Origin of the sequence: Streptomyces sp. LBL (assembly GCF_029893585.1) — a bacterium.
Classification (GTDB): domain Bacteria; phylum Actinomycetota; class Actinomycetes; order Streptomycetales; family Streptomycetaceae; genus Streptomyces.
Genome location: NZ_JARXYX010000041.1, coordinates 34074 through 48875, shown reverse-complemented (window position 1 = coordinate 48875; position 14802 = coordinate 34074). Strand labels below are relative to the sequence as shown.

Below are 14802 nucleotides of genomic sequence, written 5' to 3'. Positions count from 1 at the left end.
CTCCCCACCAGAAGTATCCGGGAGTGGCTCAGCCCGCGACAGTACAGTCCACTGTCCCGGACAGCCGCTACGCTGTCCGGCCTGGCCAGGGCCAGCGCTTTGTCTTGTCCCGGACAAGGATGGGACAGTGTCAAGCCCGGGTTTCGTGGAGAGTCGGTTAGCTGGTTTTCTGCAGTGGTGCTGGGGGTTCGGCCGTCAGGCGGTGGGCGGCTTCGTGTTCGGTGGGGGTGACGTGCCAGAGCTCGCCGTGGAGGCGTCGCCGGTTGAACCAGTCGATGTACTCGGCGACGGCGATCTCGACATCGTTGATGCCGGTCCAGGGGCCTTGTTGCGGATCAGCTCGGCCTTGAAGAGGCTGTTGAACGCTTCGGCCAGGGCGTTGTCGTAGGAGTCGCCCTTGGAACCGACGGAGGCCACGGTCTCGGCCTCGGCCTCGTCGAGTCGTTCGGTGTAACGGATGGCTCGGTATTGGACGCCCCTGCCGGAGTGGTGGATCAGGCCGGTCAGGTCGGCGCCGACGTGGCGGCGTCTCCAGACGGCCATGTCCAGGGCATCCAGGGCGAGGTCGGTGTAGAGGCTGGTGGCGACCTGCCAGCCGACGACCATGCGGGAGAAGACGTCGATGACGAACGCGGTTCTGTGGAATCTGTGACCTGTGGGTTCAGCTTTGGGTGCCTTGCCGGACCTCGATGATCGGAAGCAGGCGGGAGGCGGTCGGTCGGTTCAGGTCCCGGGGGCTGGGGCCGGCGGGGGTGGGGACCTCGGCGAGGCGCTCGAGCAGTGCGTCGAGGGCGGTCTGCCCGCCAGGCGTCGACGTCGCCCGCTACCTGAACTACCACGAGGATCCGGGAGGGCTCTCGCTCGCGCTGGGGAGGGACGCGATCGCCGGCGTTCAGCGGATCGCTGTTCCGCTCCCCGACACCTGGGATGGCGGCTGGGTGCGCGATGCCGTCGCGGCTCTCGAGGGAGTGAGCGGCACCGCCGTCCCGGCGACCGGCAAGCCGGCCCGCTTCCTGCGGCCGCCATCGTCGCGGAGCCGTCCTGGGCCGAGAGCTCGGTGCGTCCCTGGCTGGCAGACTGCCGGTCAACCTCCAGGACCAGTTCGCGTCGGCCGCGGCGTTCGCGGAGGAAGAGGATCCAGAGCAGTGGGCGCGACGGACCAGCGGCCTGTTCGATCTGATCGACGATCCGACTCGCGTGCTGGCTGCGCTCGACCAGCAAGATCCCCGGGAGGTCTGAGAACGGCCTGTCCGCTCGTGAAGACTGATCGTCTCGCACAAGCGCCCGTCAGGCTTCGGCCTGGCGGGGCGCTTGCTGTTTCATGCTGATCGAGTAGTGGCCGGTACGTGTCCCGCCGACGCTGATCCGCCCTTTGCCCTGAGCTGCCTGGGGCAGGGGGCTCACCGTCACACGAGGGGCTATAAGTTGACTGACTCCCACGGAGCGTTTGATGGCGTCGCAGGAAGCCTGCGAGATCGTGAAGAGTCCACACCTGCGCCTCATGGCTGGTCCAGAAGGGAGTCTCGCCGTGGTGACAGCAGGGCAGCGTGGAGACTCGCCGCAGTTCGAGCCGGTGCTGGAGAAGGTTCGCGTGCCTCGCATCGGGTCGGGACGGCCACGCGTTCGTCCCGACCGGGTGTGGGCGGACAGGGCGTACGCCTCCCGCAAAAACCGCGCCTACCTGCGCCGCCGCAGGATCCGGTGCACCATCCTGGACAAGGCTGACCTGGCACGCAACCGCCGAAAGCTCGGCTCCCGCGGCGGCCGGCCGCCGCGTTTTGACCCCACCGACTACCACGAGCGCCCTGCGGTCGAGTGCGGGATCAACCGCCTCAAGAGACAACATGCTGTCGCCACGCGCTACGACAGGCTCGCTGTCGTCCTCGTCGCCGCCATCAGCGAGTGGCTGTGACCCTCGGCCGTCACGCGGTGGGATCCACGTTCCACACCGCGGGCAGATCGCTGCCACAGAAGACGCAGACGAAATCGTCCTCGCGCACGACGTTGTGCTCCTGGCAGTCGGGACACCGCCGGAAGACCACCTCATGGGTGAAGTCTGATGGCCGCAGGAGCTCTACAGCGTCCAGAGCACAGGCGACCTCCGCCCAGGAGCTGACGTCCGGGCAGTACCCGGTGGACTGGTTGCTGACCTCGCTCACAGTCCACCGGTCTGCCTCGCGCATGAAGCTGATCTCGCCGGCACCCAGAACCATGTCTCCGCCGGCACAGGCCACGTGCTCACTTCGCCGCGGCGCCAGCCGAAGCACACCGTCCATACCGACCACGAAAGTGAACGGTTCGGCCAGCTCCGCCACCGATTGCTCCACGATCCAGCCACCGAAGTCAGCCGCCGAGCCGATCCGACGCCCGCCGTCACCAGGCCGAACCGCAGCCTGCAACTCGACCGGTCCGACATATCGATATCTCCGCCCCCGCCCACTCACATCAGCCCACCTAGGCACTTCCGACATTCGCTTTAGGCGCCGAGTTCCTGGCGGCCGCGGATGGCGACATGGATGTCTTCGACACCCCGGATCGCCTTGCTGGCTTCGGCGGGGTCGCACCCGTTCCCCGCAAACCCGGCAAGGTCAGCGGCAACCTCCGGCACCCGCAGCGGTACAACCGGCGGCTCCAGCGTGTCCTCTACACCTCTGCGCTGCATCCGAAGGTGTGAGGAATCCCGTCGGTTCTACCACGGTCAAGATGACGGTCCGCGCTGCGTCCGCGGCCTGTGCCATACGTCTCCCACCCCGAGGTCGGACCGACGGCACGGCGGGCAACATCGCCCTTCAGCCACCGCACCGGCTCCAGGCCATCGTATGTTCGATCCTCCCGGTTCGCTCCGGGATACCGGAGACGGTGCGCTCCGACTACATGACCGGGCGCAAACGGTCAACGCGGTCGGCCCCGCCGCGGCGTGCGTCATCCGCAGCCGGATGAGCCTCGTCCCTGATCAGCCGCGGCGCGGGCCGAGCACGCAGAACTCGTTGCCCTCGGGATCCGCGAGCGTCACCCACGGCTGGGCGCCCTGGCCCACGTCCGCTTGCCGTGCCCCGAGGGCGAGCAGCCGGGACACCTCGGCCTCCTGGTCCTGTGGCCGGAAATCGAGGTGGAGACGGTTCTTGACGGTCTTGCCCTCCGGCACCGGCACGAAGAGCAGCCCGGGCAGGCGGTCCTTCTCCGGGCGGATCTCGAACTCGTCGGGGAGGTCTTCCACGACCACCCAGCCGAGCGCCTCGGCCCACCAGCGACCCAACGCCGCCGGATCGGCCGCGTCCACGATGACCTGTTCCCATTCCAAAGGCATGGTGGCACTGTACGGCGGTCGGCGCCCCCATCGGATCGGTGGCCCATGGCGTGCTGCACCACGCGGGCTGCCCGGTGGCCGTGGTGCCGCACGACGTCCGAGTCAGTCGACGGCGGAGTCAGTCGACGGCGGAGTCAGTCGACAGGGGAGTCAGTGATGGTGGAGTCAGTGATGGCGGAGCTGGGCTGGAGCGTCTCCCGCGCCTTGGGAAGGATGTTCTTGATGTAGTCCTCGACCGCGGTGCCGAGCCCGATGTCGTGCTGGGCCCGCTCGGACAGGTACCAGCGGTGTTCCAGCAGCTGGTGGTAGATCTCGGCCGAGTCCATCGAGCCGCGCAGCTCCAGCGGCACGGCCCGCACGGTGGGGCGGAACACGTCCCGCACCCAGCGGTGGGCGAGCACCTCCGGGCGGGCCGCCAGGGGGTCGTCCGGCGCGTAGTCGTCCTGGGTGGCCATCCAGCTCTCCAGGTCGTTGAGCAGTCGGCGGGCCTGGTTCTCCTCGGTGTCCAGGCCGGTCAGCCGCAGCAACTGACGCTGGTGGTGGCCCGCGTCCACGACCTTGGGCACGAAGGTGACCGTGTCGCCGTTGGAGGAGTGCTCTATCTGCATCTCGGCCACATCGAAACCGAGTTCGTTGAGGCGGCGGATCCGGCGCTCGATGAAGTGGTACTTGCCCGCCGGGTAGACGGACCTGCGGGTCAGCTCCTCCCACAGGCCCCCGTAGCGGGCGCAGATCTCCATGCCGAACTCGATCGGGTCCACGGACGGGTGCAGCGCCCCGGACGCCTCCAGGTCGAGCAGTTCGCCGCTGATGTTCACCCGGGCGAGGTCCAGGTCGTAGTCCCGCTGCCCGGTGCTGAGCTGCGGATGCAGGTCGCCGGTCTCCGCGTCGACCAGATAGGCGGCGTAGGCGCCCGCGTCCCGCCGGAACAGCGTGTTGGACAGCGAGCAGTCGCCCCAGGCGAACCCGGCGAGGTGCAGCCGCACCAGGAGGACGGCCAGCGCGTCCATCAGCCGGTGCATGGTCGTCGGCCGCATGGTGGTCTCGAACATCGACCGGTACGGCATCGAGCCGCCCAGGTGCCGGGTGACCAGCACCGGCTCCAGGGGAGCGTCGTCGGCGTCGGCGCGTCCGGTGACCACGGCCAGCGGGTCGACCGCGGGGATGCCGAGCCGGTCCAGGTCGCGCAGCAGCTCGTACTCGCGCAGCGCGGGGCGTTCGGCGAGTTCCTTGACGGCGATCACCTCGTCGCCGGCCCGGGCGTAGCGCACGACGTGGCGGGAGATACCGCGCGGCAGCGGCACCAGGTACTCGTCGGGCCACTCCTCCAGGGGGAGGTGCCACGGCAGTTCGAGCAGGAGCACGGGATGCTCCGGGTTGGTCGCGCTGATCTGCAGGGCCATGGGTCGACTGTCCTTGCTTCGCCGGTGATCGTCACTCCACCTTAGAGCGCGCGCGCTCCCTGGCCTGAAGTGCCGCTTCACGGACCGGACCGCGGTGCACGGGACCGTGTCCGGGCAGCAGCAGGTCGCCCTCCAGCCCTTCGAACACCTCCAGCGAGGCCACGGCGCGGGTCTGCTCGTGGTGGAACATGTCGGGCAGCAGCTGCGGGCCCTTGGCCCGGGCGGTCGGGTGACCGGTGACCAGGGCGTCGCCCGAGATCACGATGCCCCGGTCCGGGAGGTGGTAGGCGGCGTGACCGTCGGTGTGGCCGGGCGTGGGCACGGGCATGGGCCGGCCGGGCAGGTCGAGCGGGCCCGCCACCGGGAACGGCTGCGGGCAGGCCACCGGCACATGGGCGGTGCCGCCCGAACGGATCGCGTGCACGGCCCAGGGCAGGACACCCGGCCGCCAGCCGTTCTTCAGGACCGTCCCGACGCTCACCTGGTGCAGGAACTCCCGGCGGGCGTGCGGCACTTCGGCCTCGTGCAGGTACACGGGCATGCCGTAGGCGCTCCGCAGGTACTCGGCGGAGCCCAGGTGGTCGCTGTGGGCGTGGGTGATCAGCACGGCCTCCACCGCCTCCGGCGAACTGCCCACCTCCGCCAGGGAGGCGAGAAGCTGCTGCCGGTCGCCGGGGTAGCCGGTGTCCACCAGCGTCGCGGCGTCCCCCTCGGTGAGGATCACCCAGTTGGTGTTGTTGCCGTGCACCAGATAGGCGCCGTCGGCTACTTGTTGCACATCTGCCCGCATGATCGTCCCGGGTGTGAGGTCCTGCTCGACGGGGACAGCAAAGCAGACGGTGAGACGGGTGGAGTCGGCGGGTCCGGTCGCCGGCCGACAGGAAGCGGGCGACCCTGCCACGAGCGAACGATGCCTGGTCTCGCTCGAGTTGGCCCTGTCGGCCGACGGGGCCGCATCCGCGGCAGTCCGCGCCGGTCCGCGGCTGCCCGTCGCCCGACGCGCAGCGGCAGTCGCAGCAGCGGTTCGCGGGCGAAGGCGCCCGCTACGAGCGGCCGCGCCCGGCGGCGTTCGGGCGGACCGGAGGCCGCCTCCAGGCGGTGCGGAGGCTGCCTCCGGCACCGTCCGCCGGAGGCAGCCCGCGCGCGTATCCGGAGCAGCCGCCTCTCCGCCCCGGCGCACGCCGTCCTGGCGTGTGTCGTCAGTGCACGCCGTCCTGGCGTGTGCGAGTGTGCACGCCGTCCTGGCGTGTGCGAGTCTGCACGCCGTCCTGGTCTGTGTCAGCGCACGCCGTGCGGGCGGAACTGGATGCTGACGCGCGGTCCCGCGGCGTGCGTGGTCTTCGGTACGGAGTGCTCCCAGGTCCGCTGGCAGGAGCCGCCCATCACGATCAGGTCGCCGTGCCCCAGGGGTCGGCGGACCGTGCCGCCGCCGTCCGTCGGCCGCAGCAGCAGGTCCCGGGGTGTGCCCACGGAGAGGATCGCGACCATCGTGTCCTCGTGCGCGCCCCGCCCGATCCGGTCCCCGTGCCAGGCGACGCTGTCCCGGCCGTCGCGGTAGAAGCACAGCCCGGCCGTGGTGAAAGGCTCACCGAGCTCCTCGGCGTAGTGCGCGGACAACGTCTCGCGGGCCTCGGTCAGCAGCGGGTGCGGCAGCGGGTCGCCCGCGCCGTAGAAGGCCAGCAGCCTCGGTACGTCGACGACCTGGTCGTACATCTTCCGGCGCTCCGCGCGCCAGGGCACCTCGGCGGCCAGGTGTTCGAACAGTGTGTCGGATCCGCACAGCCAACCCGGGAGCACGTCGATCCAGGCGCCGAGGCCGAGTGCGGTCCGGCGGATCCCGTCCAGAGGTCTGAGCCGCAGTTGGTCGGTCTGGTCGAAGAGGGAGCCCTGGAGGTGCCTGGTCATGGATTCAGCCTACTCCTTATTCGAAACTTTGTTCCCATTCGAGGGTGACTTCTACCGAGGCTTTCGATACATCGATGTATCGGATACATTCCCGTATCGAACGGAGGGCCGGTCATGGTGCTGGAACAGACGACCAGGCGCGTCACCAGGCGCCGGGTCCGCACGCGGGCCAACCTCCTGGACGCGGCGTTCGCGGTCTTCGCCGCCAAGGGCTTCGGGAGGGTCTCCATCGAGGAGGTCTGCGAGGCGGCCGGCTACAGCCGGGGCGCCTTCTACTCGAACTTCTCCAGCCTGGACGAGTTGTTCTTCGCCCTCTACCGGCAGCGGGCCGACCTGATCGCCGAGCAGGTGGCCGAGGCGCTCGCCCTCGACGGGCCCGAACTCGACGTACCGGCGTCCGTGGACCGCGTCTCGGAGGTGCTCCTGCTCGACGTGGACTGGCTGCTGGTGAAGACCGACTTCCTGGTCCATGCCGCCCGCGACCCGGCCGTCGCCCAGACCCTGCTGGAACACCGGGAACGGCTGCGGCGGGCGGTCGCGGACCGGCTCGCCCGGGCCACCGGGCCCACCGCACTGCCCGTCGTGCTCGGCGACGCCGACGGCGCCGCCCGCGCGGTCGTCGCCGCGTACGACGGCGTCACCACCCAACTGCTGCTGGACAGGGACATCGAGCGCGCCCGCGGCTGGCTGGGACAGTTGCTCACCGCCCTGCTGACCGACGGCAGCGGCACCCCCGAACGAGACCCCCAATGAGAAAGGCAACGGTCGCCATGGATGCGGACGTCATCGTCGTCGGAGCCGGACTCGCGGGCCTGGTCGCGGCACACGAGCTCACCAGCAGGGGCCGCCGGGTCGCGCTGGTCGACCAGGAGAACGCCGCCAACCTCGGGGGACAGGCGTTCTGGTCCTTCGGTGGACTGTTCCTCGTCGACACCCCGGAACAGCGGCGTCTGGGCGTCAAGGACTCCTTCGACCTCGCCTGGAACGACTGGCAGGGCAGCGCGCAGTTCGACCGGATCGACGACGAGGACTCCTGGGCGGTGCGCTGGGCGCGTGCCTACGTCGAGTTCGCGGCGGGGGAGAAGCGGTCCTGGCTCCACGGGCACGGCATCACGTTCCTGCCCACCGTCGGCTGGCCCGAGCGCGGCGACCTGACCGCCCATGGACACGGCAACTCCGTTCCCCGCTTCCACATCGCCTGGGGAACCGGCACGGGTGTCGTGGAACCGTTCGTCCACCACGCCAAGCAGGCGGCGCGCGACGGACTGCTCACCTTCTACCACCGCCACCAGGTCGACGAGGTCGTCGTCGAGCAGGGCGCGACCCGTGGAGTGCGGGGCACCGTGCTGGCCGAGGACCACTCGCCCCGGGGTGTCGCCTCCAGCCGTGACCGCGTCGGTGACTTCGAACTCACCGCCCAGGCCGTGGTCGTCACCTCCGGCGGCATCGGCGCCGACCACGAGATCGTCCGCCGCTACTGGCCCGAGCGCCTCGGCACCCCGCCCGCCGAGATGGTCACCGGCGTGCCCGCCTACGTCGACGGCCGGATGCTCGACATCAGCGCCCGCGCCGGGGTGCGCCTGGTCAACCGCGACCGCATGTGGCACTACACCGAGGGCCTGCGGAACTGGGACCCGATCTGGCCCGGCCACGGCATCCGTATCCTGCCCGGCCCGTCCTCGATGTGGTTCGACGCCCTCGGACGCCGGCTGCCCGAGCCGTACCTGCCCGGCTACGACACCCTCGGCACCCTGAAGTACCTGCGCACCACCGAGGACATCGCCGACCACGACCACTCCTGGTTCATCCTCACCCAGAAGATCATCGAGAAGGAGTTCGCGCTCTCGGGCTCCGAGCAGAATCCCGACATCACGGCCAAGGACCGCGCCGGGTTCCTGAAGGAGCGGTTGCTCGGCAAGGGCGCGCCGGGACCGGTGGACGCGTTCCTGCGCAAGGGCGCCGACTTCGTGACCGCCCCGAACCTGGAGCAGTTGGTGGAGAAGATGAACGGACTCACCGACACGGCGCTCCTCGACGCGGCCCAGGTCCGACAGCAGATCGAGGCCCGGGACCTGCAGATCGCCAACGCCTACAGCAAGGACGCCCAGGTGCAGGGCATCCGCAACGCCCGCCGCTACATCGGCGACCGTCTCGCCCGGGTCGCCACCCCGCACCGCATCCTCGACCCGGCGGCCGGCCCCCTCATCGGCGTCAAGCTGCACACTCTGACCCGCAAGACCCTCGGCGGCATCCAGACCGACCTCGACTCCCGGGCCCTGGGCGCCGACGGCAAGCCGATCGACGGTCTGTACGCGGCGGGCGAGGTGGCCGGCTTCGGCGGCGGCGGCGTCCACGGCTACAACGCGCTGGAGGGCACCTTCCTCGGCGGTTGCCTCTTCTCGGGCCGGGCAGCGGGCCGGGCGGCTGCCCAGCAGACGGCCTGAGTACGGCGGGTCTGCGTACGGCGGGTCTGCGTACGGCCGGCCCGAGAACGGCGGGTCTGACTACGGCGGCCCGGCTCTGACAGGCCCGGCTCCTCCAGGTCCGACTCCTCAGGCCTGGAGGAGCCGGACCAGCACGGAGGCGTGACTCTCCTCGGGTGCCTTGACCGCGGTCAGCAACGTGACGGTGCCCTTGGCGGCCAACTCCCGTACATGGTCGAGGAGTTCGGCCGCACCAGGGGCGGCCAGCTCTGCCTCGTACCGCTCGACGAACTCCTCGTACGACCCTTCGCCCGTGTGGTGCCGGCGGCGCAGTTCGGTGGACGGGGTCAGGCCCTTGGGCCACTCGTCCACCTGGGCCGCCTCCTTCTTCAGGCCGCGCGGCCACAGCCGGTCGACCAGGACGCGTACGCCGTCGTCCGGCTCGGGAGGGTCGTACACGCGACGGACGCGAACGCTCATGGGCGGGGCCTTTCTCGGGTCGCGGGCGGCACGCGGGAGCGTATCGCCGGGGGGTGCCGGTCACGGGTGCGACGCGACGGACTTGACCCGATCAAGGTCGAGTACGGGGCGAAGCGGCCCCTAGGCTGAGGCCGTTGGCACCCCCCCCAACCCGTAGGAGCCCACGTGAGACCGTCCGTCAGACGCACCGCGGTACTCCGCCGCGAGGCCGTGACCGTCACCGTCCCCGTCGCCCTGGCGGCGCTGCTCGCGGCCGCCGGCCCCGCTGCGGCGGGGCCCCTCGGCGCAGCCGGCGTCGGCGACCCGTACTTCCCGCTCGCCGGCAACGGCGGATACGACGTAGCGCACTACGACCTGACGCTCCGTTACGACCCCGGCAGCCGTCACCTCGACGGAAAGGCGGTCCTCACCGCCCGCGCGACCCAGCGGCTCACCCGCTTCGACCTCGACCTCGACGGACTGGAGGTCACCGGCCTCACGGTCGACCACGCCGAGGCCGGCCACCGGCGTGACGGCCAGGAACTCGTCGTCACCCCGCGCCACGCCCTGCGCAAGGGCCAGCGGTTCCAGGTCACGGTGGACTACTCCGGCACGCCCGCACCGGTCACCGACCCCGACGGCTCGCCGGACGGCTGGATCCCCACCGACGACGGCGCGTTCGTCGCCGGGGAGCCGCAGGGTGCCATGACCTGGTTCCCGGCCGACAACCACCCCACGGACAAGTCCTCGTACGACTTCACGATCACGGTCCCCGAAGGGAAGACCGCGGTCGCCAACGGCGTGTTCCTCGGACAGCGGACCGCGCACCGGCAGACCACGTTCCGCTGGCGGCAGAGCGAACCCATGGCCGCCTACCTGGCCACGGCGACCGTCGGTACCTTCAAGACCGAGCGGTACACCACCCGCGACGGCATCCAGGTCTACAACGCCGTCGACCCTCGCGAGGACTCCGCCGCCGCGCCCGTCCTCAAGCAACTGCCGTCCGTCCTGGAATGGGAGAGCAAGCTCTTCGGCCCCTATCCCTTCCGCGCCGCCGGATCGATCGTCGACCGGGCTCCGAACGTCGGCTATGCGCTGGAGACCCAGACACGGCCCGTCTACGACTCGGCGCCCGACCTGAGCACTCTCGTCCACGAGAGCGCCCACCAGTGGTTCGGTGACTCCGTCTCCCTCACCTCCTGGAAGGAGATCTGGCTCAACGAGGGCTTCGCGACCTACGCCGAGTGGCTGTACAGCGAGCAGCACGGCGGGCAGAGCGCACAGCAGAGCTTCGACGCGCTCTGGCAGCGCCCCGCGGACGACGACCTGTGGGCGTTCCCGCCCGGCGACCCCGGCAGCGGCGCGAACATCTTCGGCACCCCCGTCTACGCCCGCGGCGCCATGACCCTGCACGCGCTGCGCACCGCCGTCGGCGACCGGACCTTCTTCCGCATCCTGCGGGCGTGGGCAACCGGGCACCGGGCCGGCCACGGCACGACCCCCCAGTTCGTGCGCCTCGCGGAACGGCAGTCGGGCCAGAACCTGGACGCCCTGTTCCACACCTGGCTCTACACACCGGGCAAGCCGGCCACACCGTGACCCGAACAGGCGGACGGTCCTGACGAGTTCCTCACAAGTCTCGGTCAAGGTCGAACCATGATCAGACGCAGACCGTCCGTCCTGCTACCGGCCGCGTCCCTGCTGCTCACCGGGTGTGGCGGCGGCGCGGCAGCGGTCCAGGACCACCGGCCCGGAGCCGCCCCGGCGACGAGTGTCCTCGCGGCCCCGGGTTCGTTCCCGTCCGCGCTCTCGCCCGAGGTCCCGGACGAGGCGGTCCCGCGGAAGCTGTCCGGGCCCGGGCCGAGGACCCTGGCGAAGGTGCCCTCCCGCACCCGCCACCCCGTCGTCGTCGTGGGCGCCGCCGCCTCTCGTGCCCGCTGAGTCCGCCGAGGTCTCCCCAACCGCTTAGGATCCGCCGGGTGTGCGCACATGTGCTGGTCGCCGAGGACGATGAGATGCAGGCCGAACTCATCCGCCGGTCCCTGCTGGCGGAGGGTCACACCGCCACCGTGGTCCACGACGGCCGGGCCGCCCTCGACGCGGCCCGCCGGCTCCGGCCGGACCTCGTCGTCCTGGACCTCATGCTGCCGGTGATCGACGGCTTCGGCGTGTGCCGGGTGCTGCGGCACGACGACGACATCCCGGTCCTGATGCTCACCGCCCGCACCGCCGAGGACGACGTCCTGCTGGGCCTGGAACTCGGCGCCGACGACTACATGACCAAGCCCTACAGCCCGCGCGAACTGATGGCCCGTATCCGCACGGTCCTGCGGCGCAGCGGACGCGTGCTCGCCGACCGGCCGGAGGATCCCGCCGTACGCGCCGGGGGAGTCACGGTGGACCCGGTGCGGCACGAGGTCCGCTGCGAGGGGACGCCCGTGGAGTGCACACCGGCCGAGTTCGAGATCCTGCTCGCGATGGCCGGCGAGCCCGAACGGGTTTTCTCCCGGCGGCAGTTGCTGGAGGTCACCCGGGGCACCGACCGGGCCTCCACCGAACGGGCCGTCGACGTCCACGTCATGAACCTGCGGCGGAAGATAGAGGCCGACCCGCGCCGGCCGACCCGGCTGCTGACCGTCTTCGGCGTCGGCTACAAGCTGAGCGGCGGCCGCGGATGAGCGGCTGGATACCCCTGCGCAAGCGGCTGCTGGTCCGCCTGCTCATCGCCTCCGGCCTCATCGCCGTGTGCTCCGTCGCGGCGACCGCCTGGCTGGCCGTGGAGACCACCACCCGCGCGCTGCGGGAGGAGCAGGGGCAGGTCCTCGCCGACGACATGGACATCCTCGCCCGGCTCAGCGGCTACGCCGCCACCCATCCCGACTGGCGCGGAGTGGGGGAGACCGTGCGGGAGCTGTCCGCAGAGAAGGGCCGGCGCATCGCGCTGACCACCGCCGACCGCACCCCCTTCGCCGACTCCGCGCGGCGCGGCACCGTCCTGCCGCTCACCGCCGCCGCCACCGTCGACCCCCTGCGCACCGACACCTACACCGAGCGCGGTGCCCAGATCCGCGGCACGGATCCGCGGGCGGTCGGCCCCTACCGGCTCATGGAGAGCGAACGCGCCAAGCTCGACGCCCTGGCCGGGAAACGACAGAACTGCTTCGCCCGCTACGGCATCGACCTGCGCCTCACCCGCAGCCCGAGCGGCCGGCCGCTCCTCACCGGGGCGGACGGCATCGCCGAGCCCGGCTATGTGCCCGACGCCTGTGCCGACGGACGGTTCAACACGGCGATGCCCACGGAGCAGAAGGCGCTGACCGCACTCGAGAACCGCGTCCGGGGTTGTCTGACCCGGGCGGGCCTGGATCCCACGATGCCGCTGCTCCTCGGGGTGGACGTGACCAGCTCGGCCCTGCGGGACCCGTCCTTCGCGCCCGTGTTCGCCAAGGTGGGGTCCAGGGACGCGCGCGCGGCCGAGGGCTGCCTCGACGAGGCCCGCCGCGCCCAGCTCGACCCGTACGTCGCACCCGCCGCACAGCTGTTCCTGGGCGGCGACGGAGACACGCCCGCCGTGCGCTTCGACATGTCGCCCGCCAACAAGACCAAGATCGTCGGCACCGCCGGGCTCGTCCTCGCCGTCACCGTCGCCGTGACCGCGGTGATCGCCACCAGGCTCGTACGGCCGCTGCGCGCGCTGACCGAGGCCGCCCAGCAGCCGCCCGAGCTGCATGTGCGCGTGCCCGTCACCACGCGGGACGAGACCGGCATCCTGGCCGCCGCCTTCAACGAACTGACCGAGCGCCGCGAACGCCTGGAGGCCCAGCGCCGGGCGATGGTCAGCGACATCGCCCACGAACTGCGCAGCCCGCTCACCAACATCCGCGGCTGGCTGGAGGTCACCCGCGACGGTCTCGTCCCCCCGGCCCCGGCCCTGCTCGGGGCCCTGCACGACGAGGCCCTCGTGCTCCAGCGGGTCATCGACGACCTGCGTGACCTCGCCGACGCCGACGCCGGCACGCTCCGCCTGCACCCTGAGCCCGTGCGCTGCGAGGACCTCCTCGACCAGGTCGCGGCAGCCCACCGCGTCGCGGCCGACGCGGCCGGTGTCGTCCTGCGCACCTCCGTGGACGGCACGCCGTGGCTGGAGGCCGACCCGGTCCGGATGCGGCAGGCGCTGGGCAACCTGGTCTCCAACGCCCTGCGTCACACCCCCGCCGGCGGCACCGTCACCCTGGCCGCCCGCCGCGACGGCGAGGACGTCCTGCTGGAGGTCACCGACACCGGCACCGGCATCGCCGCCGACGACCTGCCGCACGTATTCGACCGGTTCTGGCGCGCGGAGAAGTCCCGCAGCCGCCGCACCGGAGGCAGCGGCCTGGGCCTGCCGATCGTCCGCCACCTGGTCGGGGGACACGGCGGCACCGTCGACGCGGCCGCCGAGCCGGGCGCCGGCAGCGTCTTCACCCTGCGGCTGCCCGGCGCACCGCAGCGGTAGCGGTCCGCTCGGTTCCGTTCCCGCCGGACGGGTACTCCGTCTGCGCGCAAGAACGACGAATGAGGTCACGACACGGGCGGATCGGACGACCTGCCGGTGGTACGCACGCTCGCCGAACTCGCCGAACTCGCCGAACTCGCCGAACTCGCCGAACTCGCCGAACTCGCCGAACTCGCCGAACTCGCCGAACTCGCCGAACTGGTCGAGCGGGATCAGGGCCTGTACGTCCGCTGGTCGCGGACGTCCGGCCGGTGTGCCGGATCGACCCTCGGATGATCGACGAGGCGCGCCATGGTGGACCGACAGGTGAACTCCTGGGGTCCGCTGCGCCTCACCGGCGGCTGAGGCCGCTGACGCGAGGGCCCGGTGCCGTTCGGGACGCTACCGCCGTCCCGAACGGCACCGGGCCCTCGCCGCGTCGTCCTGTCACCCGGAGCGCCTCCGGGCGGCCGCGCGCCGCTTCAGGGCGCGGCGTTCGTTCTCGCTCGTGCCACCCCACACACCGATGGACTGACCGGTGTCCAACGCCCACTCCAGGCACTGCTCCTGGACCGGGCAGCGTCGGCAGACGGCCTGCGCCTGCTCCTGCTGCACCAGCGCCGGGCCGGTGGTGCCGATCGGGAAGAAGAGGTCGGGGTCCTCGTGGCGGCACGTGGCATGTTCTCGCCAGTTCTGCATGCAATGTCACCTGCGATCGTAGTCGGACGTGCCCTGGGGGATGCGTTACTCGCTTGCGGGTCACCGGTCATTGCGTGGGTGAAACAACCGAGTGTGTGGGATCTCGTGAAGATATGGCGTGGGTCACTGTTC

Annotated in this window: 15 protein-coding genes and 3 pseudogenes; 10 read left to right on the top strand and 8 right to left on the bottom strand. The window is 71.1% G+C overall.

Features of this window, described 5'->3' with window-relative positions; genetic code table 11:
- Positions 1 to 195: 195 nt before the first annotated feature.
- A pseudogene (locus M2271_RS36685) lies at positions 196 to 648 on the bottom strand (DDE-type integrase/transposase/recombinase); the annotation flags it as partial.
- An 802-nt stretch (positions 649 to 1450) separates the two neighbouring features.
- Here M2271_RS36685 and M2271_RS36680 point away from each other — a divergent pair.
- A complete protein-coding gene (locus tag M2271_RS36680; protein ID WP_280891791.1) occupies positions 1451 to 1912 on the top strand; it encodes a transposase in 462 nt (153 codons plus the stop codon).
- Between the two features lie 10 nt (positions 1913 to 1922).
- On the opposite strand, the gene M2271_RS36675 is transcribed toward M2271_RS36680, so the two are convergent.
- Positions 1923 to 2444, bottom strand: coding sequence for a hypothetical protein (locus tag M2271_RS36675; RefSeq protein WP_280891790.1), 522 nt, complete (start codon positions 2442 to 2444; stop codon positions 1923 to 1925).
- A gap of 14 nt (positions 2445 to 2458) precedes the next feature.
- On the opposite strand from M2271_RS36675, the pseudogene M2271_RS36670 reads away from it, so the two are divergent.
- Positions 2459 to 2659 (top strand): annotated as a pseudogene (locus M2271_RS36670) (transposase); the annotation flags it as partial.
- A gap of 294 nt (positions 2660 to 2953) precedes the next feature.
- Here M2271_RS36670 and M2271_RS36665 read toward each other — a convergent pair.
- Positions 2954 to 3307: a VOC family protein gene (locus tag M2271_RS36665; RefSeq protein WP_280891789.1), complete on the bottom strand. Its 354-nt coding sequence runs from the start codon at positions 3305 to 3307 to the stop codon at positions 2954 to 2956.
- A 5-nt stretch (positions 3308 to 3312) separates the two neighbouring features.
- Between M2271_RS36665 and M2271_RS36660 the strand changes: the two are divergent.
- A pseudogene (locus M2271_RS36660) lies at positions 3313 to 3402 on the top strand (universal stress protein); the annotation flags it as partial.
- Between the two features lie 39 nt (positions 3403 to 3441).
- Here the strand turns inward: M2271_RS36660 and M2271_RS36655 are convergent.
- The 3 genes from M2271_RS36655 to M2271_RS36645 form a co-directional block, all read right to left on the bottom strand.
- On the bottom strand, positions 3442 to 4710 hold the full coding sequence (locus tag M2271_RS36655; RefSeq protein ID WP_280891788.1) for a DUF4032 domain-containing protein: 1269 nt from the start codon (positions 4708 to 4710) through the stop codon (positions 3442 to 3444).
- Positions 4711 to 4741: 31 nt separating this feature from the next.
- The gene (locus M2271_RS36650; RefSeq protein ID WP_280891816.1) at positions 4742 to 5500 is read right to left on the bottom strand and encodes an MBL fold metallo-hydrolase; all 759 of its coding nucleotides are present in this window, start codon (positions 5498 to 5500) and stop codon (positions 4742 to 4744) included.
- A gap of 488 nt (positions 5501 to 5988) precedes the next feature.
- Positions 5989 to 6615: an alpha-ketoglutarate-dependent dioxygenase AlkB gene (locus M2271_RS36645; RefSeq protein WP_280891787.1), complete on the bottom strand. Its 627-nt coding sequence runs from the start codon at positions 6613 to 6615 to the stop codon at positions 5989 to 5991.
- 114 nt (positions 6616 to 6729) lie between these two features.
- On the opposite strand from M2271_RS36645, the gene M2271_RS36640 reads away from it, so the two are divergent.
- A complete protein-coding gene (locus tag M2271_RS36640; RefSeq protein ID WP_280891786.1) occupies positions 6730 to 7368 on the top strand; it encodes a TetR/AcrR family transcriptional regulator in 639 nt (212 codons plus the stop codon).
- 17 nt (positions 7369 to 7385) lie between these two features.
- Positions 7386 to 9059 carry an FAD-binding dehydrogenase gene (locus M2271_RS36635; protein ID WP_280891815.1) on the top strand — a complete coding sequence of 558 codons (1674 nt, stop codon included), beginning with the start codon at positions 7386 to 7388 and terminating at the stop codon, positions 9057 to 9059.
- A 108-nt stretch (positions 9060 to 9167) separates the two neighbouring features.
- On the opposite strand, the gene M2271_RS36630 is transcribed toward M2271_RS36635, so the two are convergent.
- Positions 9168 to 9518 carry a DUF488 family protein gene (locus tag M2271_RS36630; RefSeq protein ID WP_280891785.1) on the bottom strand — a complete coding sequence of 117 codons (351 nt, stop codon included), beginning with the start codon at positions 9516 to 9518 and terminating at the stop codon, positions 9168 to 9170.
- A gap of 165 nt (positions 9519 to 9683) precedes the next feature.
- On the opposite strand from M2271_RS36630, the gene M2271_RS36625 reads away from it, so the two are divergent.
- The 5 genes from M2271_RS36625 to M2271_RS36605 all read left to right on the top strand — a co-directional run bounded on the left by M2271_RS36625 (position 9684) and on the right by M2271_RS36605 (position 14268).
- Positions 9684 to 11096, top strand: coding sequence for a M1 family metallopeptidase (locus M2271_RS36625; RefSeq protein WP_280891784.1), 1413 nt, complete (start codon positions 9684 to 9686; stop codon positions 11094 to 11096).
- Positions 11097 to 11153: 57 nt separating this feature from the next.
- The gene (locus tag M2271_RS36620; protein ID WP_280891783.1) at positions 11154 to 11438 is read left to right on the top strand and encodes a hypothetical protein; all 285 of its coding nucleotides are present in this window, start codon (positions 11154 to 11156) and stop codon (positions 11436 to 11438) included.
- 38 nt (positions 11439 to 11476) lie between these two features.
- Positions 11477 to 12175, top strand: a complete 699-nt coding sequence (locus tag M2271_RS36615; RefSeq protein WP_280891782.1) for a response regulator transcription factor — start codon at positions 11477 to 11479, stop codon at positions 12173 to 12175.
- Positions 12172 to 13992: a HAMP domain-containing sensor histidine kinase gene (locus M2271_RS36610; RefSeq protein ID WP_280891781.1), complete on the top strand. Its 1821-nt coding sequence runs from the start codon at positions 12172 to 12174 to the stop codon at positions 13990 to 13992. Before M2271_RS36615 ends, M2271_RS36610 begins: the two co-directional genes overlap by 4 nt.
- A gap of 96 nt (positions 13993 to 14088) precedes the next feature.
- A complete protein-coding gene (locus M2271_RS36605; RefSeq protein ID WP_280891780.1) occupies positions 14089 to 14268 on the top strand; it encodes a hypothetical protein in 180 nt (59 codons plus the stop codon).
- 150 nt (positions 14269 to 14418) lie between these two features.
- Here M2271_RS36605 and M2271_RS36600 read toward each other — a convergent pair whose 3' ends face one another.
- On the bottom strand, positions 14419 to 14670 hold the full coding sequence (locus M2271_RS36600; RefSeq protein ID WP_280891779.1) for a WhiB family transcriptional regulator: 252 nt from the start codon (positions 14668 to 14670) through the stop codon (positions 14419 to 14421).
- Between the last annotated feature and the right edge of the window lie 132 nt (positions 14671 to 14802).